We start from the raw sequence: 17,886 nt of genomic DNA on the forward strand, positions 1-17,886 counted from the left end.
AGGCCGGGGCCGGACTCAGCGGTCCACGACCACGACGGCCAGCGAGGGGTGCTCGTCCTCGACCTCGACGAGGACCGACCGGATCCCGTCGAAGCCGTCCGGGTCCACGACCTTGAGCGCCGCGACGCGGTCCCACACCAGCACCCGGCCGTCCGTGCCCTCGTGCGGGTCCTCCTCGGCCAGGTCGTGCAGGCAGTCGGCGAGCGCGTCGAGGTTGCGGCCGAACCACTCGGGCAGGCGCAGGCTCTCGGCGAACCAGTCGAGGCTCTGCGCCACGGTGGCGCCGGCGGGCACGACGAGCACCTGCCTGCCGTCGTCGCGTGCCGAGCGAACGAGGGCGGTCAGCGACGTCCCGGCACCGACCTCATGCACCACGGCGAGCCCCAGGGCAGCGTGCGGTGCGCACTCGGTGCGGGAGCGGCCCCTGGCGCCACGGCATACGAGCCAAAATAGGGCAGCGAGGGGCCCGGCACAGCCCCGACCGCGGAATCCGGTGGCTCACTCGCGGAAGACCCGCTCCTCGATGAGCTGCTCCTCGACCACCCGGCCCTCGGTCTCGAAGCGGCCCTGGTCGAACCGCTTCTGGAACTCCAGCTCGAGGTGGTCGACGCCGTTGCGGTTCTTCTCGATCGACAGCACGACCCACTGCCGGAACCGCTCCGCGTTGCCCAGGTGGTAGACGAGGTGGTGCTTGGCGACGACGTCGTACTTCTCGTTGATGATCAGGACGATGTCGGACTCGTAGGCCAGCGCCGACGAGCCGCGCAGGTCGTGGACGCGCATGCGGCGGCCGCCGACGAGGCTGCCCTTCTCGGCCGCCACGATCGACACGACGGGGACGGAGAACTCGAGGGCGAAGTCCTTGAGCCGCTCGACCACCGTGGCCACCCGCTCCTCCTCGGCGAGGCTGGACCCGGGCAGGGGGATCTTCTGGAGGTAGTCCACGAGGACCATCGGGGCGCGGCCGTCGCGCTGGGCGAGCTCGGCGATGGTGTCGTGGATGGTGTCCAGCGTCGTATGCAGGCCGCTGCTCGTGTGGATGTGCAGCCGGTCGGCGTACGACTCCAGCGCCCGTACCGCTTCGGGGCCGCCGGGGGCGTTGGCGAACCGGGACTGCAGGTTGTTGGCGGTGCTGTGCCGCGCCTCGAAGGCGGCCCGGATCTTGGTGAGGTTCACCCCGTCGGTGCCGGCCACCTCGGCCGCCTCGATCGCGAGCAGCCGCTCCAGGATGCTGTGTGCCCCGTGCTCGTAGGAGAAGAACACGGCCGTGCGGTTGGCCGCGACCGCGTTGCGCAGGACCTGCAGCATCATCGCCGTCTTGCCGAGGCCCTGGGGGCCACCCAGCAGGACGAGCTCGCCGGAGCGGAAGCCGCCGGACAGGGCGACGTCCAGCGCGCCGAACCCGGTCGGCCAGACCCGCGCGCCGGCCGTGTGGCCCAGGCGGAGCTTCTCGTCGGTCTCGCTCATCACCTCGGACAGCGACTTCAGCCGTCCGGCCGTGCGCGAGGTGTCCTCCCCCGGGCGCAGGGAGGTGACGACACCCATGTCTTCCACGCTCATGGCGGGATTGAACAGCCAAACGCGCCTCGCCGGAGGCAGATCGGCGCAGACCCCTCCGAGTGGCCGATGGTCAACCGGCACGTATGGGGCGATTGGGACGCGACGGCTGCCCGCCGCGTCCCGACCGGCCCCTACGGGGCGATGCCGACGTAGGTGGTCTCGAGGTACTCCTCGATGCCTTCGAAGCCGCCTTCGCGGCCGAAGCCGGAGGCCTTGACGCCACCGAAGGGGGCTGCGGGGTTGGAGATGATGCCCTGGTTGATGCCGATCATGCCGTACTGCAGTCCCTCGGCCACGCGGATCATGCGGCCCAGGTCGGTGGTGAACACGTACGAGGCGAGGCCGTACTCGGTGTCGTTGGCCAGGTCGATGGCCTCGGCCTCGGTGCGGAAGGACGCGATCGGGGCGACCGGGCCGAAGATCTCCTCGGTCATCATCCGGGCGTCCTTGGCGACCCCGGTGATCACGGTCGGCTCGTAGAAGTACCCGCGGCCGGGCACGACGTTGCCGCCGGTGACGACGGTGGCGCCCTGGGCGCGGGCGTGCTCGACCAGCTCGGCGACCCCGTCGCGGGCCTTGGCGTCGATCAGCGGGCCGACGTCGACGCCCTTCTTCGTGCCCTTGCCCAACGTCAGGGCACCCATCCGCTTGGCCATCCGGTCGGCGAACTCGTCGACCACGGACTCGTGGACGTAGAACCGGTTCGCGGCGGTGCACGCCTCGCCGATGTTGCGCATCTTGGCCAGCATCGCGCCCTCGACGGCCCGGTCGAGGTCGGCGTCCTCGAACACGATGAACGGGGCGTTGCCACCCAGCTCCATCGAGACCCGCAGCAGCTGCTGCGCCGACTGCTCGACCAGGGTGCGCCCGACCCCCGTGGACCCGGTGAAGGTCAGCTTGCGCAGCCGGGGGTCGCGGATGACCGGCTCGATCACCTCGCCGGTGCGGGTGGTGGTGATGACGTTCAGGACGCCGTCGGGCAGCCCGCACTCGGCCAGCACCTGCGCCAGGGCCAGCATCGTCAACGGGGTCTGGCTGGCCGGCTTGACGACCATCGTGCACCCCGCCGCGATCGCCGGGCCGATCTTGCGGGTCCCCATCGCCAGCGGGAAGTTCCACGGCGTGATCATCAACGTCGGCCCGACCGGCTTCTTCATCGTCAGCAACCGGGTCGCACCGTTCGGCGCGGTCGACCAGCGGCCACTGATGCGGACCGCCTCCTCGGAGAACCAGCGGAAGAACTCGGCCCCGTAGGTCACCTCGCCCCGCGACTCGGCCAGGGTCTTGCCCATCTCCAGGGTCATCAGCGTGGCGAAGTCCTCCGCCCGCTCGGTGATCTTCTCGAACGCCGACCGCAGGATCTCCCCACGGTCCCGCGGCGGCGTCGCGGCCCAGTCCGCCTGCGCCGCAACCGCGGCGTCCAGGGCAGCCTTGCCATCGGCGACGGTGGCATCCGCGACGTGCGTGATCGTCGCCCCGCTGGACGGGTCCTCCACAGCGATCGTCCTGCCGTCACTGCCCTCACGCCACCGCCCGCCGATCAGCAGACCCTTCGGGACGGACTCGATGAGCGACTTCTGCGTGGTGGCCATCAGGGCTGCTCCTCCGTGGGTGCGTCGTCGTGCGGTCGGTCGTGCGTCTCGTGCGTGTGGTGGTGCGGGATGTGGCCCTGCGGGATGGCCGCGTTGCGACCCGACAGCAGCGGCAGGGACGGGTCCCACCGGGTGCCGTCGCGCTCGTCCTGGCGCCGTCGGGCGATCGCCGACAGTGCCTCGAGGACGACCCGGTTGGCGAGCGCCGCAGTGATGTCGGCGTGGTCGTAGGGCGGGCTGACCTCGACGACGTCCATGCCGACGACCGGCAGCTCGAGGCAGATGCGGCGCACCGAGTCGAGCAGCTCACGGGCGCTGAGGCCGCCGGGCTCCGGGGTGCCCGTCCCGGGCGCGTGCCCGGGGTCGCACACGTCGATGTCCACGGAGAGGAAGACGCCCTCGCACTCGTCCGTGGCGATGGTGAACGCCTCGCTGAGGCACTCCTGCAGGCCGCGGTGGACGATCTCGGTCATCTCGAACGAGCGCATCCGCTGCCCGGCCATCCAGTCGAGCGTCTCCGGCGGCGGCCAGTACCCCCGGAGCCCGACCTGGAGAAAGCGGTCCCCGCGCAGCGCCCCGGACTCGATCAGCCGGCGCATCGGCTGGCCGTGGCCCCAGAGGGACCCGAACTCGATGTCACCGGTGTCGGCGTGGGCGTCGAAGTGGATCATCGAGACGCGGCCGTGGCCCAGGACGTTGGCCACGCCCTTGGCGTCCGGGTAGGCGATCGAGTGGTCGCCGCCGAGGACGACCGGGATCGCGCCCGCCCGGGCCACCTTCTCGACCGCGGCCTCGAGCGCCGGCAGGGCGACCTCGATGTCGCCGGAGTACATCTCGACGTCGCCGGCGTCCACGACCTTGAGGTCGACCAGGCCGTCGGTGCGCAGGGCCAGGGAGGGTCGCGAGCCGTCGTGCGGCAGGTAGTCGGTCATCCGGATCGCCTGCGGGCCGAACCGGGTCCCGGGCCGGTGGGAGGTGCCGCCGTCGAAGGGCGCACCGAGGACGACGACGTCGGCGCCGGCATACGTGCTCTCGTCGTCGAGGTCGCAGCGGTCCACGCCCAGGAAGGTGAAGTCGGGGCCGTACTGCTGCCCGTAGCGCGTCATGGTGTCGACCCTATGCCTGCGCCGACGGGCCCGCGCACGGCGGCCACCCGTGCCCGCGGTGTGCCGCGTGCAGGCACATTCAGCGCTCCTCCATCGCCCAGGGCGAGCCGTAACCCTCCGGCTTCGGCGCGGCGAGCAGGTCGAGGAACGGGACGGTGTCGAACGCCTCCGGGCCCTTGACCCCGCTGCCCGACCACACGCCGGTCGCGAGCAGCTCGAGGGCGACCACGGGGTTGACCGCGGTCTGCCACACGACGCACTGGGCGCCGTACTCGCGCATCGTCTCCTCGTTGTCGGACACGTGGTAGAGGTACGTGCGGCGGGGCTGCCCGTCCTTGCCGGTGCCGGTCACGAACACGCCCGCGCAGGTCTTGCCCTTCATCCGCGGCCCGATGGTCGCCGGGTCGGGCAGCACCGCGGCCACGACGTCGCGCGGCGACACCTCGACGCCCTTGACCCGCACCGGGTCGGTGCGGTCGAGGCCTAGCGCGTGCAGGGTCCGCAGGATGGTGATGAGCTCCTCGCCGAGCCCGTACTTGAACGTCACCCGCTCGGCGTCGAGCCAGCGCGGCATGAGGAGGACCTCCTCGTGCTCGACGTGGACGCACTCCACCGGGCCGATGCCCTCGGGGAAGTCGAAGACCTCGGGCTCGCTGAACGCGGGGAGGGTGAAGAAGCCCGCCTCGAGGTCGCCGCCGGCTGCGTCCGCCCGCGCCTTCTCCCACACCACGGGCGGGTTGAGGCACTCCTCGATGATGGTCCACATCGAGAACCCGGGGGCGAAGGTCTCGTTGCCGTCCTCGTCGTAGACGGCCAGGTTGGCGCCGTCGCGCGTCCCCAGCTCCTCGATGCGCGAGAACAGGTGGTCCGCGGCGTAGCGTGCGAACACGTCGGACAGGCCCGGCTCGACGCCCATGCCGAGCAGCGCCAGCCGTCCGGCGGACTCCCACTCCCCCGCCGTCGCGAGCTGCTCGTCACCGAGCTTCACGTGCGCCTTCGCGTACGGCTCCTGCGGGTGCCGCTGCGACAGGCTCATCGCCATGTCGAGGTAGTCGGCACCGGCGGCCAGGGCACCCCGGAAGATCGGCATGACGAACCGCGGGTCGACGGCGTTGAACACGTGCGTCGCGCCGTGCTCCCGCGCCAGCGCCGCGACGGCCCCCTCGTCGGACGCGTCCACCCGGGCCGCGACGAGACGGGTCTCACCGGCCCTGCGCGCCGACGCCTCCGCCACGGTGCGCTGCGCCCGCGACAGGTCGTAGTCGGCGACCACGAGGAGCTCGAAGAAGTCGCGCTCGACCGCGATGCGCGCGGCGGCGTCACCGACGCCACCGGCGCCGATCATGAGGATGCGCACGGGTTCCTATGCCTTCCTGGCCCTGCGGCGGGAGATGAGCTGCGCGGTCAGGACGATCCCGACGGACAGCACGAACATGACCGTGCCGACGACGTTGATCTGCACGGGGGTGCCGCGCTGCGCCGCACCCCAGACGTACATCGGGAAGGTCACCGAGCTCGGGCTCGCGTTGAAGTTGGTGATGATGTAGTCGTCGAAGCTGAGCGAGAACGCCAGCAGCGCACCGGCCGCGATGCCGGGTGCGACCAGCGGCAGCGTCACCTTCATGAACGTCGCCACGGGGGTCGCGCCCAGGTCGGCCGCCGCCTCCTCGAGCCTCGGGTCGAGCGAGGCGACCCGGGCCTTGACGGCCACGACGACGAAGCTGACGCAGAACATGATGTGCGCGATGAGGATGGCGAGCGCACCCGTCGACAGGCCCATCATCACGAAGAGGGTCAGCAGGCTCGAGCCCATGACCACCTCGGGCGTCGCCATCGGCATGAAGATGAGCAGGTTCGTCGTCGCCCGGCCGCGGAAGCGGAACCGGCCGAGCGCGAACGCGACCATCGTGCCGAGGATCGTCGCCACGACCGACGCGGTGATCCCGATGCGCAGGCTGAGGCCGAGCGAGTCGCAGATGCCCGGCGTGCCGCACGGGTTGGCCCAGGCGTCGGTGGAGAACCGCACCCACTGGTAGTTGTAGCGCCCGTTCGGCTTGTTGAACGAGAACAGGGCGACGACCACGTTGGGCAGCAGCAGGATGAACAGCGTGACCATCGCGGCGAAGGTCAGCAGGTTGCGTCGGACCCAGGCCATCAGACGAGCTCCTCGGTGCCGGCTCGCCGCACGTACGCGGTCACGAGCGTGAGGATGAGGACGAGCAGGACGAACGACAACGCCGCCGCCAGCGGGTAGTTCAGCACCCGCAGGAACTGTGCGTCGATGACCTGGCCGATCATCACCGTCTGGGTGTTCCCGAGCAGCTTGGAGTTGATGTAGTCGCCCGCCGCCGGGATGAAGGTCAGCAGCGTGCCCGCCACCACGCCGGGCAGCGACAGCGGCCAGGTGACGTACCGGAACGTCTCGCGCGGCGTGGCGTACAGGTCCCCCGCAGCCTCCAGCAACCGGCCGTCGAGCCGGTCGAGCGAGGTGAACAGCGGCAGGATCATGAACGGCAGGAAGTTGTACGTGAGCCCGCAGATCACCGCGAACTTGCTGGACAGCAGCGAGGAGTTCTCCGACAGGTTGAGCAGCTGCAGCAGGTCGGTGAAGTGGATGGCGCGCGCGATCCGGGCCGGCAGGTAGTCGTCCGCGAGGATCGTCTGCCAGGCCAGCGTGCGGATGAGGAAGCTGGTGAAGAACGGCGCGATCACCAGGACCAGGAGGATGTTCTTCCACGCGCTGCGGCGGCTGGCGATGAAGTAGGCCAGCGGGTAGCCGAGCAGCAGCGCCAGCACGGTCGCCGTGGCGGAGTAGCCGATCGAGCGGAGCAGCTGGGGCCAGTAGTCCTGCAGTGCCTGGCCGTAGATCGCGACGTTGCCCGTGAAGGTGTAGCCGTTGTCGACGTCGCCCTCCTGGAGCGACTGCGACGCCAGCGTGATCATCGGCACGACGAAGAAGACGAACAGCCACAGCAGGCCGGGCAGCAGCAGCGCGTAGGGCACCCAGTTGACGCGCGCCCTGCGGGCCGGGGGCGGGCCCGCGGACGGCAGGGCGGCGCTACTCATCGTCGAGGTCCGCGCCGGCGGTGTCGGACTGCCGCTGGTCGAGGACGAACTCGTGCCCCGGGTCCCAGGACACGGTCACCGTCTCGCCCACGTGCGCGCGGGCCGACCCGTCGTTCTGCTGGACGACCATGAGCTCGAAGTCCCACGGCATCCGCACGAGGTACTGCGTCGACACGCCGGTGAAGGACGCGTCGGTCACCAGCCCGCGCAGCGTGTTGCGACCGCGGTCGCCCAGGCGCAGCTTCTCGGGGCGGACCCCGACCCAGACGTCGCGTATGCCGTCGGGCACGCGGTCCGCGCGCACCACCAGCTCCTGGTCGTGGGTCCGGGCGCGGAGCATGCCGTCGCCGGCGTCGCCCTCGATCTGCGCCCGGAGCAGGTTGGACTGCCCGAGGAAGTTCGCGACGAACGTGGAGGCGGGGTTCTCGTACAGCGTCGCGGGGTCCGCGAGCTGCTCGACGACGCCCTGGTTCATGACCGCGATGGAGTCCGCCATGGTCATGGCCTCCTCCTGGTCGTGGGTCACGTGGATGAAGGTGAGGCCGACCTCCTGCTGGATCCGCTTGAGCTCGATCTGCATCTGGCGGCGCAGCTTGAGGTCCAGGGCGCCGAGCGGCTCGTCGAGCAGCAGGACGTCCGGACGGTTGACGATGGCGCGGGCCAGGGCGACGCGCTGCTGCATGCCGCCGGACAGCTGGGCCGGCTTCTTCTCGGCCACGGCCTGCAGCTGCACCAGCTCGAGCGCCTCCTGCGCCTTGCGCTTGGCGTCCTTGTCGCCGCGCCGCTTGAGGCCGAAGGCCACGTTCTCGGCCACGGTCATGTGCGGGAAGAGCGCGTAGGACTGGAAGACCGTGTTGACGTTGCGCTTGTAGGCCCTCAGGTTCGTGATGTCGCGGTCGCCGATGAGGATCTGGCCGGTCGTCGGGTCCTCGAGCCCGGCGACCATGCGCAACGTCGTCGTCTTGCCGCACCCGGAGGGGCCGAGCAGGGCGAAGAAGCTGCCCGCGGGGACCGTCAGGTCCATCGGCTGCACCGCCGTGAAGGTGTCGAAGACCTTGCTGATGCCCACCAGTCGCAGGTCCTCCACGCTCGTCCTGCGCCCGGTACCGGGTCCTGCGTCGTCCGGCGTGTGCCGGAGCGTCTCGACCACTGCTCAGCCCGCCGTGAGCTCGGCGAAGGCCGCGCTGTACTTGGTCTCCTCCGCGGCCGTGAGGCCACGGAACACGTGGGCGTTCGCGAGCGTCGCGGCGTCGGGGATGATCAGCGGGTTGTCCGCCACGCTCGGGTCCTCCTTCTGCAGCACCGCCTTGGTGCCCTGGACCGGGGAGATGTAGTTGACGTAGTCGACGACCTTCGCCATGACCGCCGGGTCGTAGTAGTAGTTGATGAGCACCTCGGCGTTCTTCTTGTGCTTGGCCATCGCCGGGATGACGAAGTTGTCCGACCAGAGGGTGCAGCCCGTCTTGGGCAGCACGTAGCCGAGCTTGGGGTTGTCCGCCTGGAGCTGGACGACGTCACCGGTCCAGGCGATGCAGGCGGCGGTGTCGCCCGACGCGAGCGGCTTGGTGTACTCGTTGCCGGTGAAGCCCTTGATCTGGCCGGCGTCCTTGGCCTTCTTCAGCTCGTCCATCGCGGCGTTGAAGTCGGCGTCGGTGAAGCTCTCGAGCTTCTTGCCCATCGCGAGCAGCACCAGCCCGACGGTGTCGCGCATCTCGGTGAGCAGGGTGACCTTGCCCTTGAGCGCGGGGTCGGTCAGGAGCTGGTCGACCGACTCGACCTTCTTGCCGCCGGTCGCCGCCGGGTTGTAGGCGATGCCGGCGAACCCGCTCTGCCAGGGCAGGGAGTACAGGCGGCCCTTGTCGAACTCGACGTCCAGGAGCGAGGGGTCGACGTTCTTGTGGTTCGGGATGTTCGCGAGGTCGAGCTTCTGGACGTAGCCCTGTCGGATGAGGCGGGCCACCATCCAGTCGGTGCTGCACCAGACGTCGCGGCCGGTGTCCTTGCCGTCGGCGAGGAGGGGCCGGACCTTGGCGTAGAACTCGTCGTTGTCGTTGTAGTCCTCGGTGTAGTTGACCTTGATCCCGGTCTGCTTGGTGAACTCCTCCAGGCTCGGCCGCTTCTGGGTCTTGTCGTCGACGTCGATGTACTCCGGCCAGTTCGACCAGTTGACGAGCTTCTCGGTCGCAGACATGTCCTGCGCGGCCTTGGCGGTCGGCGCCGCCGAGCCGGACGCGGACGACGTCGGGTTCTTGCCCTTGCTGCCGCAGGCGGCCAGCGCCAGCGCGATCGCACCGGCGCCGCCGGCCATCGCCGTGCGCCGGGTGACCATCCCACGGGCGAGGGCTGCACGCAGGGCCAGGTTGTCGAGTTCGGTCATCGGGACCTCCGAGGGGTCTGCCGGCCGGAGTGGACCTCACGGCCGGGTGGGGGGACGGGACGGACGGGATGTCCGGGGCGGGTGTGGCCGGGGGGCGTGGTGGCGGTCAGCTCTCGATGTTGGCCATGACGTGCTTGATGCGCGTGTAGTCCTCGAAGCCGTACATGGACAGGTCCTTGCCGTAGCCGCTGCGCTTGAAGCCGCCGTGCGGCATCTCGGCCACGATCGGGATGTGGGTGTTGATCCAGACCGCGCCGAAGTCCAGGCGCTTGGACATGCGCATCGCACGCCCGAAGTCCCGGGTCCAGACGCTGGAGGCCAGGCCGTAGTCGACGCCGTTGGCCCAGCGCACTGCCTCGTCCTCGTCGGTGAACTGCTGGACGGTGATGACCGGCCCGAAGATCTCGTTCTGGATCGCCTCGTCGTCCTGCTTCAGGCCCGACAGGACGGTGGGCTCGAGGAAGAAGCCGTCACCGAGCGAGGCGACCCGGTGGCCGCCGGCCGCGACGCTCGCGTGGTCGGGCAGCCGGTCGAGGAAGCCCTGCACCCGCTGGAGCTGGTTCGCGTTGTTGACCGGTCCGAGCGCGGCATCCTCGTCCTCGGGCATGCCGACCTTGGTGGAGGTGCTGGCGAACTCGGCCAGCGCGGACACGAAGTCGTCGTGGATCCGCGGGGCGGCGAGCACGCGGGTCGCCGCGGTGCAGTCCTGGCCCGCGTTGAAGTAGCCGGCGCCCGCGATGCCCTCGACCGCCGCCTCGATGTCGGCGTCGTCGAAGACCACGACGGGCGCCTTGCCGCCCAGCTCGAGGTGGACGCGCTTGACGTCGTGCGAGGCGGCCTCGGCGACCTGCATGCCGGCACGCACCGAGCCCGTGATCGCCACGAGCGCCGGCGTCCTGTGGGACACCACCGCACGGCCGGTCGAGGCGTCGCCGGTGACGACGTTGAACGTCCCCGCCGGGAGGAACTCCGAGGCGATCTCCGCCATGAGCAGGGTGGTCTCGGGCGTGGTGTCCGAGGGCTTGAGGACGATGGTGTTGCCCGCGGCGAGCGCCGGGCCGATCTTCCAGACCGCCATCATCATCGGGTAGTTCCACGGGGTCACCTGGCCGACGACGCCGATCGGCTCGCGCCGGATCCACGACGTGTGGCCCTTCATGTACTCCCCGGCCGACTTCCCCTCGAGCACCCGGGCGGCACCGGCGAAGAACCGCAGCTGGTCCACCATCGGCGGGACCTCCTCGCTGGCGGTCAGCGCGTGCGGCTTGCCGGTGTTCTCGCCCTCGAGCCGGACGAACTCGTCGGCGCGCCGCTCGATGGCGTCGGCGAAGTCGAGCAGAGCCTTCTGCCGCTCGCTCGGCGTCGTCTGGCCCCACTCGGCGAAGGCGGCGTCAGCGGCGGCATACGCCCGGTCGACGTCCGCCTGGGACGACACCGGTGCGGTGGCGACGACCTGCGCCGTCGCGGGGTTCACGATGTCCGTCGTCGCGTCCGACTCGGCGTCGACGTACTCGCCGTTGATGAAGTTGCGCAGGACGCGGGGCGTCGAGGTCACAGAGCACTCCCGAGGGGTTGGGTGCGGATTCCGGTGTCTGGAACTGTAACCACATCACGCGTGATTTCAATAGGTTCGGACGACCCGATCGCTGAAATCAACACGGATTTAACAAATCGACGACGGAATCCGTTGTCAGGGGACTTGCGGACTGTCACCCCGAGACGCCACGATGTCGGGCGTGACCCGCTCCCCCAACCACTCCCACGAGGCGCGCCTCGATGACGTCGCGAAGGCGATCATCGAGCACCTCCAGGAGGACGGGCGGCAGCCGTACGCGACCATCGCCAAGGCCGTCGGGCTGTCCGAGGCGGCGGTGCGCCAGCGCGTGCAGCGTCTCCTCGACTCCGGCGTCATGCAGATCGTCGCGGTGACCGATCCCCTCCAGGTGGGCTTCCGCCGCCAGGCGATGATCGGCATCCGCGTCGACGGCGACCTCACCGGGGTGGGTGACGCGCTGACCCGGATGCCCGAGGTCGACTACGTCGTCACCACCGCCGGCAGCTTCGACCTGCTGGCCGAGGTCGTCTGCGAGGACGACGACCAGCTCCTCGAGCTGCTCACCAAGCGGGTGCGGACCCTCCCGGGGGTCCAGTCCACCGAGACGTTCGTCTACCTGAAACTCAACAAGCAGCACTACAACTGGGGTACCCGATGACCACTGAGCCCACTGCCGCCTACGAACCGTCGTCCGACCTGCGCACCCCCTCCGGCACCCTCTACTCCGAGGCCGCCCGCGACCACCTGTGGATGCACTTCACGCGGCACTCGGTCTTCGAGGACCGCAGCGACGGAGGCCTGGCCCACAGCGTCCCCATCATCGTCCGCGGCGAGGGCCACAAGATCTGGGACGACCGCGGGAACGAGTACATCGACGGGCTCGCCGGCCTGTTCGTCGTCCAGGTCGGCCACGGCCGCACCGAGCTCGCCGAGGCGGCGGCCCGGCAGGCCAAGGACCTCGCGTTCTTCCCGCTGTGGTCCTACGCCCACCCCAAGGCGATCGAGCTGGCCGAGCGCCTCGCCGCCGGCGCCCCCGGCGACCTCAACCGCGTCTTCTTCACCACCGGTGGCGGCGAGGCCGTCGAGACGGCCTGGAAGCTCGCCAAGCAGTACTGGAAGCTGGTCGGCAAGCCGACCAAGCACAAGGTCATCTCCCGCTCCGTCGCCTACCACGGCACCCCGCAGGGAGCCCTGTCGATCACCGGCATCCCCGCGGCCAAGGAGATGTTCGAGCCGCTGGTGCCGGGCGCCTTCAAGGTCCCGAACACCAACTCCTACCGGGCCCCGGAGCACCTGCGCGACGACGACAAGGCGTTCGGCCGCTGGGCCGCCGACCGGATCGCCGAGGCCATCGAGTTCGAGGGCCCCGACACCGTCGCCGCCGTCTTCCTCGAGCCGGTGCAGAACTCCGGCGGCTGCTTCCCGCCGCCGCCCGGGTACTTCGAACGGGTCCGCGAGATCTGCGACGAGTACGACGTGCTGCTCGTCTCCGACGAGGTCATCTGCGCGTTCGGCCGCATCGGCTCGATGTTCGCGTGCGACGACTTCAACTACGTGCCCGACATCATCACCTGCGCCAAGGGCATGACCTCCGGCTACTCCCCCATCGGCGCGATGATCGCCAGCGACCGGCTGTTCGAGCCGTTCAAGAAGGGCACCACCTACTTCCCGCACGGCTACACCTTCGGTGGCCACCCGGTGTCGGCCGCGGTCGCGATGGAGAACCTCGACATCTTCGAGCGCGAGGGCCTCAACGACCACGTCAAGGAGAACGCCCCGCGCTTCCGGGCCACCCTGGAGAAGCTGCTCGACCTGCCGATCGTCGGCGACGTGCGCGGCGCCGGCTACTTCTACGGCATCGAGCTCGTCAAGGACAAGGAGACCCGCGAGACGTTCAACGACGAGGAGTCCGAGCGGCTCCTGCGCGGCTACCTCTCCAAGGCACTCTTCGACGCCGGCATCTACTGCCGCGCCGACGACCGCGGCGACCCCGTCATCCAGCTCGCGCCGCCGCTGATCATCGGGCAGGCGGAGTTCGACGACATCGAGAGCCGCCTCCGGTCGGTCCTCAAGGACGCCGAGAAGCACCTCTGACGAGCCTGCTTCCTCCCACACCGACACCCGCGTGACCGAGCCCCTGTGGTGGGCGACCGCCACACCGGATCCGTATGCCGCGCAGCCGGTTCCGTCGTCCGCGACGGGACCGGCTGCCGCCGGCGCGGCCGCCTTCGCTGACGCAGCCGCCACCACCGGCGCAGACGCGTCCCTGCGTGCCTCCGCCGACGTTCCCGCCTCCGCCGACGTCGTCGTCGTGGGCGGGGGCTTCACCGGCCTGTGGACCGCGTTCTACCTGCTGGCCGCCGAGCCCTCGCTCGACGTCGTCGTGCTCGAGGCCGAGCACGTCGGCTTCGGTGCGAGCGGGCGCAACGGCGGCTGGGTGTCGGCGCTGTGGCCGGTCTCGGCCGACACGCTCGCGCGGCGGTCGGGACGGGCGGCGGCGTCGGCCATGCTCGCCGCCCTGCGCGACACCGTCGACGAGGTGGGCAGGGCCACGGAATCCGTCGGCGTCGACTGCGGATTCCGCAAGGGCGGCACCCTCTCGCTGGCCCGGTCGAGCGCCCAGGCGGCCCGCGGCCGCGCGGACGTGGCCCACGCCGAGGCCTGGGGCACGGGCACGCGCTGGCTCGAGGCGGGCGCGGCCCGGGAGCGGCTGGCCGCCACCGACGTCCACGGCGCCACCTTCAACCCGCACTGCGCCCGGGTGCACCCGCGCCGGCTGGCCGACGGCCTGGCCCGCGCCGTCCGCGAGCGCGGCGGGCGGGTGCTCGAGCACTGCCGCGTCGCCGACCTCGCCCCCGGGCGGGTGGTCCTCGAGAACGGCCGCAGCGTCACAGCACGACACGTCATCCGGGCCACCGACGCGTGGACGGCGCGCCTGCCCGGCCAGCGCCGGGTGGTGGCGCCCGTCTACTCGCTCATGGTGGCGACCGAACCGCTGGGCCCCGAGGCCTGGGACACGATCGGTCTCGCCGGGCACGAGGTCTTCAGCGACCACCGGCACGTCATCGTCTACGGGCAGCGCACCGTCGACGACCGGATCGCGTTCGGTGGCAGAGGGGCCCCGTACCACTTCGGTTCCCGCATCCGGCCCGGGTACGACCACGAGGAGCGGGTGTTCGCCGACCTGCGCGCCACCCTCACCGCGATGCTGCCCCAGCTCGAAGGCGTGCGCTTCACCCACGCCTGGGGCGGCCCGCTGGGCATCGCGCGCGACTGGCACCCCTCCGTCGGCCACGACCCCTCGACGGGCCTCGGGTGGGCCGGCGGCTACGTCGGGGACGGTGTCGCCGCCACCAACCTCGCCGGGCGCACCCTGGCCGACCTCGTGCTGGGGCACCGGACCCCGCTGACCGAGCTGCCGTGGGTCGGGCACCGCAGCCGCCGCTGGGAGCCCGAACCGCTGCGCTGGCTCGGTGTCAACGCTGGGCTCCGACTCGCCTCCGCCGCGGACGCCGAGGAGGCGCGCACCGGCCGGCCGGCGCGCCTGGGGCGGGCGCTGTCAGCGCTGACCGGGCACTAGGACACACTGACCGCGTGGCCCTCGACCCCGCAGCCCTGTCCCCCGCCGCGCTCGACTTCCTCACCGAGCGCCACCTGGCGACGCTGACGACGCTGCGCCCCGACGGCTCGCCCCACGTCGTGCCGGTCGGCTTCACCTGGGACGACGAGCGCCGGCTCGTCCGCGTCATCACCAGCGGCGAGTCGCGCAAGGCGCGCAACGCCGCGCTCGGCGGCCGGGCCGTCGTGTGCCAGGTCGAGGGTCGCCACTGGATCGCGCTGGAGGGAGTGGCGACGGTGCGCACCGACGCCGAGTCCGTGGCGGACGCCGTGCAGCGGTACGCCGCCCGCTACCGGACGCCCCGCGAGAACCCGGCCCGCGTCGTGGTCGAGATCGCGGTCGACCGCATCCTCGGCAACGTCTGAGCCCTCGGCCCGGCACCCGCCCTAGAGTCGCCCCATGGAGCCGGAGGAGATCGAGACCCTCACCGACCTCGAGTCGGCCCTCGACTCCGGCGCACCGCTGGCCGGGCTGCGCCTGCAGGACCTCGACCTCACGGCATACGAGGACCGGCTGCTGGCGCGCACGGACGTCGCCGGGCTCGTGGTCCTCGGCGGCCGCCTGTCCCCTGCGCTCAACGCGCACCTCGGCAAGCACCACGCCCTCGTCTTCCCCAGCGACCCCAGGGCGCCCGTCGACCCCTACCGTTCCCGGCTCTACAGCCCGCAGGAGCTGTATGCCGGGCTCGACGACGGCGGGTACGACGCGACCCCGGACGCCCGCGCCTACCGGTGGACCCGGCGCGGGTCGGTGCGCCACGACGCGTTCGTGACGCTGCTGCGCGCGATCCACGACGACTCGATCACCGACGCGCTCACCGAGTTCATCGCCGGTCGGCCGGTCGTCGGCGTCATGGGCGGTCACGCGCTGGGGCGGAGGTCCACCTCCTACGCCCGGGCAGCCGCGTGCGGGCACGCGCTGGCCGCCGCCGGCGTCATGGTCGCCACCGGCGGCGGCCCCGGCGCGATGGAGGCCGCGAACCTCGGCGCCCTGGCCGCGGACTCCGCCGCCCTGCAGGACGCCCTCGACCGGCTCGCGGCCGTCCCGTCCTTCCGTCCCTCGATCACCGACTGGGCCCGGCTGGCGCTGCAGGTGCGTGACGGCCTGCCCCGCCGGGAGACCCCCGCCAGCATCGGCATCCCCACGTGGTTCTACGGCCACGAGCCGCCGAACGTGTTCTGCGACGCCGTCGCCAAGTACTTCTCCAACGCGATCCGCGAGGACGGCCTGCTGGCCCGGTGCACCGCGGGGCTCGTGGTCCTCGAGGGCGCGGCCGGCACGGTGCAGGAGGTCTTCCAGGCCGTGACGCCGCTCTACTACGCGACCGGCGAGGCCGTCCTGCCGCGGCTCGTGCTCGTCGGCCACGAGTACTGGACCGAGACCGTCCCCGTCTGGTCGGCCGTGCAGGCGCTCGGCCGTGGCCGCGGGCTCGGGGCCGCCGTCCACCTCGTCGACACCGTCGAGGAGGCGGCCACCGTCATCCTCGACGGCCTCCCCGGTTCGCTGTATTCGCCCGCCACCACGTGACGGCCGAACACGTCGAACCCGCTGCTGGCGTCGTCGTCGTCAGTCGAACCATCTCGACTGACTCCTCGGCCCTCCGGTCCTCGCTCGCTGGCGCTCGCTGCGATCCTCGGGCTGTCGTCGTCAGTCGAAGACGATCGTGCGGCGGCCCCTCAGCACCACCCGGTGCTCGGCGTGCCAGCGCAGGGCGCGGGCGAACGCCATCGCCTCCAGCTCCTGCCCGACCGACGCCAGCTCGGCCGGGGTCATCCGGTGGTCGACCCGCCGGAAGTCCTGCTCGATGATCGGGCCCTCGTCGAGGTCCTCGGTGACGTAGTGCGCGGTCGCGCCGATCACCTTCACCCCCCGGTCGTGCGCCTGCGTGTAGGGCTTGGCGCCCTTGAAGCTCGGCAGGAGCGAGTGGTGGATGTTGATGATCCGCCCCGGGAAGTCCGCGCACAGCTGCGGCGACAGCACCTGCATGTACCGCGCCAGCGCGATGGTGTCGGCGTCGTGCTCGCGCACGAGGCGGCGCAGCTCCTCCTCGGCCGCCGGCTTGGTCGCGGGCGTGACCGGCACGTGGTGGAACGGCACCCCGTGCCACGCGGCGAGCTCGCGGAAGTCCTCGTGGTTGGACACGATCGCTGGCACCTCGATCGGCAGGGAACCGGTCTGGACGCGGAAGAGCACGTCGTTGAGGCAGTGCCCCTGCCGGCTCACCAGGACCAGCACCCGCGGGCGCCGGGCGAGGTCATGGACCGCGGCCGTCATCGCGAACCGCTCCGCCAGCGGCGCCACGGCCGCCTCCACCTCGGCGACGTCGACGGGCTCCCCCTCGCGGGCGAGGTGCATCCGCAGGTGGAACTCCCCCGACGAGGCGTCGGCGAACTGCTGGCTGTCGACGATCGTCATCGCCAGGTCGAGTGCCACCCCAGTGACGGCGTGGACGATGCCGCGCTGGTCGGGGCAGGAGACCGTGAGGACGAACTCGCGGCCGACGGCGGGACCTGCAGGGACTGGGTGGTGCTGCACGGCCACAGCGTAGGGCGCGCCACCGCCTGGTTGGCCGGGCCGTCCACGCCCGGGGAGGGCTCCCCATTGCCGCCCGTGCGCCACGGTGCGAGGGTTCCCCCAGGCACTCGCAGGGGAGGAGCGGTTCATGCGTACCAACGACGGACACGGCTCGGGTGGGCCCACCGAGCGCTTCCGGGTCGAGCCGGAGGTCGTGCGGGCCATGGGGTCGAAGCTGGTGGACTACGGGACGCAGTGCGGCGAGGCGAGGTCGTATGCCGCCGCCAACCTCAGGCTCGAGGGCGACGGGGGCGCGGTGATGACCAGCTTCATCGGCTGGATCTACGACCTCGACGGCGCCCTGTCGGAGTTCTTCACCGACCTCGAGCGCGTGGTCGGCGACTCCGGGACGGGTCTGCGCCAGGCGGCCAAGCTGTACCAGCAGCTCGACCACGACGCCGCCGTCCGGCTCGACCGCGCGTACTGGAGCCACTGAC

General features: G+C 71.2%; 17 protein-coding genes. 6 read left to right on the forward strand and 11 right to left on the reverse strand.

The genetic code is table 11. The features are described from left to right. Positions 1 to 15 precede the first annotated feature (15 nt). From RKE38_RS12500 to RKE38_RS12545, 10 genes are all read right to left on the reverse strand, one after another. On the reverse strand, positions 16 to 375 hold the full coding sequence (locus tag RKE38_RS12500) for a barstar family protein (protein ID WP_316007818.1): 360 nt from the start codon (positions 373 to 375) through the stop codon (positions 16 to 18). Positions 376 to 498: 123 nt separating this feature from the next. Next, positions 499 to 1,560, reverse strand: coding sequence for a DnaB-like helicase C-terminal domain-containing protein (locus RKE38_RS12505; protein ID WP_316007819.1), 1,062 nt, complete (start codon positions 1,558 to 1,560; stop codon positions 499 to 501). A gap of 131 nt (positions 1,561 to 1,691) precedes the next feature. After that, positions 1,692 to 3,152, reverse strand: a complete 1,461-nt coding sequence (locus RKE38_RS12510) for an NAD-dependent succinate-semialdehyde dehydrogenase (RefSeq protein WP_316007820.1) — start codon at positions 3,150 to 3,152, stop codon at positions 1,692 to 1,694. Next, entirely contained in the window at positions 3,152 to 4,258 is a 1,107-nt protein-coding gene (speB, locus tag RKE38_RS12515) for an agmatinase (RefSeq protein ID WP_316007821.1), read from the reverse strand. The genes RKE38_RS12510 and speB overlap by 1 nt, the downstream gene beginning before the upstream one ends. Positions 4,259 to 4,337: 79 nt before the next feature. Further along, entirely contained in the window at positions 4,338 to 5,615 is a 1,278-nt protein-coding gene (locus RKE38_RS12520) for a saccharopine dehydrogenase family protein (protein ID WP_316007822.1), read from the reverse strand. Between the two features lie 6 nt (positions 5,616 to 5,621). Next, the gene (locus RKE38_RS12525) at positions 5,622 to 6,413 is read right to left on the reverse strand and encodes an ABC transporter permease (protein ID WP_316007823.1); all 792 of its coding nucleotides are present in this window, start codon (positions 6,411 to 6,413) and stop codon (positions 5,622 to 5,624) included. Next, on the reverse strand, positions 6,413 to 7,324 hold the full coding sequence (locus RKE38_RS12530; protein WP_316007824.1) for an ABC transporter permease: 912 nt from the start codon (positions 7,322 to 7,324) through the stop codon (positions 6,413 to 6,415). The genes RKE38_RS12525 and RKE38_RS12530 overlap by 1 nt, the downstream gene beginning before the upstream one ends. Beyond that, positions 7,317 to 8,411 carry an ABC transporter ATP-binding protein gene (locus RKE38_RS12535; RefSeq protein WP_316007825.1) on the reverse strand — a complete coding sequence of 365 codons (1,095 nt, stop codon included), beginning with the start codon at positions 8,409 to 8,411 and terminating at the stop codon, positions 7,317 to 7,319. Before RKE38_RS12535 ends, RKE38_RS12530 begins: the two co-directional genes overlap by 8 nt. A gap of 66 nt (positions 8,412 to 8,477) precedes the next feature. After that, the gene (locus RKE38_RS12540) at positions 8,478 to 9,701 is read right to left on the reverse strand and encodes a spermidine/putrescine ABC transporter substrate-binding protein (RefSeq protein ID WP_316007826.1); all 1,224 of its coding nucleotides are present in this window, start codon (positions 9,699 to 9,701) and stop codon (positions 8,478 to 8,480) included. A 106-nt stretch (positions 9,702 to 9,807) separates the two neighbouring features. Continuing rightward, a complete protein-coding gene (locus RKE38_RS12545) occupies positions 9,808 to 11,256 on the reverse strand; it encodes a gamma-aminobutyraldehyde dehydrogenase (RefSeq protein WP_316007827.1) in 1,449 nt (482 codons plus the stop codon). A 172-nt stretch (positions 11,257 to 11,428) separates the two neighbouring features. Between RKE38_RS12545 and RKE38_RS12550 the strand changes: the two genes are divergently transcribed. The 5 genes from RKE38_RS12550 to RKE38_RS12570 are packed head-to-tail and all read left to right on the forward strand — an operon-like array spanning position 11,429 to position 16,402. Beyond that, on the forward strand, positions 11,429 to 11,914 hold the full coding sequence (locus RKE38_RS12550; RefSeq protein ID WP_397444052.1) for an Lrp/AsnC family transcriptional regulator: 486 nt from the start codon (positions 11,429 to 11,431) through the stop codon (positions 11,912 to 11,914). Further along, the gene (locus tag RKE38_RS12555; protein WP_316007828.1) at positions 11,911 to 13,350 is read left to right on the forward strand and encodes an aspartate aminotransferase family protein; all 1,440 of its coding nucleotides are present in this window, start codon (positions 11,911 to 11,913) and stop codon (positions 13,348 to 13,350) included. Before RKE38_RS12550 ends, RKE38_RS12555 begins: the two co-directional genes overlap by 4 nt. 31 nt (positions 13,351 to 13,381) lie before the next feature. Beyond that, complete coding sequence (locus RKE38_RS12560) at positions 13,382 to 14,836, forward strand: FAD-dependent oxidoreductase (RefSeq protein ID WP_316007829.1); 1,455 nt, start codon at positions 13,382 to 13,384, stop codon at positions 14,834 to 14,836. Between the two features lie 14 nt (positions 14,837 to 14,850). Next, positions 14,851 to 15,240, forward strand: a complete 390-nt coding sequence (locus tag RKE38_RS12565; RefSeq protein ID WP_316007830.1) for a PPOX class F420-dependent oxidoreductase — start codon at positions 14,851 to 14,853, stop codon at positions 15,238 to 15,240. 34 nt (positions 15,241 to 15,274) lie between these two features. Beyond that, entirely contained in the window at positions 15,275 to 16,402 is a 1,128-nt protein-coding gene (locus RKE38_RS12570; RefSeq protein WP_316007831.1) for a Rossmann fold nucleotide-binding protein, read from the forward strand. A gap of 120 nt (positions 16,403 to 16,522) precedes the next feature. On the opposite strand, the gene purU is transcribed toward RKE38_RS12570, so the two are convergent. After that, a complete protein-coding gene (purU, locus tag RKE38_RS12575; RefSeq protein ID WP_316007832.1) occupies positions 16,523 to 17,410 on the reverse strand; it encodes a formyltetrahydrofolate deformylase in 888 nt (295 codons plus the stop codon). Between the two features lie 127 nt (positions 17,411 to 17,537). Here purU and RKE38_RS12580 point away from each other — a divergent pair, with 127 nt between their 5' ends. Further along, positions 17,538 to 17,885: a type VII secretion target gene (locus tag RKE38_RS12580; protein ID WP_316007833.1), complete on the forward strand. Its 348-nt coding sequence runs from the start codon at positions 17,538 to 17,540 to the stop codon at positions 17,883 to 17,885. The last annotated feature ends 1 nt before the right edge of the window (position 17,886 follow it).

Source organism: Phycicoccus sp. M110.8 (assembly GCF_032464895.1).
Lineage (GTDB): Bacteria > Actinomycetota > Actinomycetes > Actinomycetales > Dermatophilaceae > Pedococcus.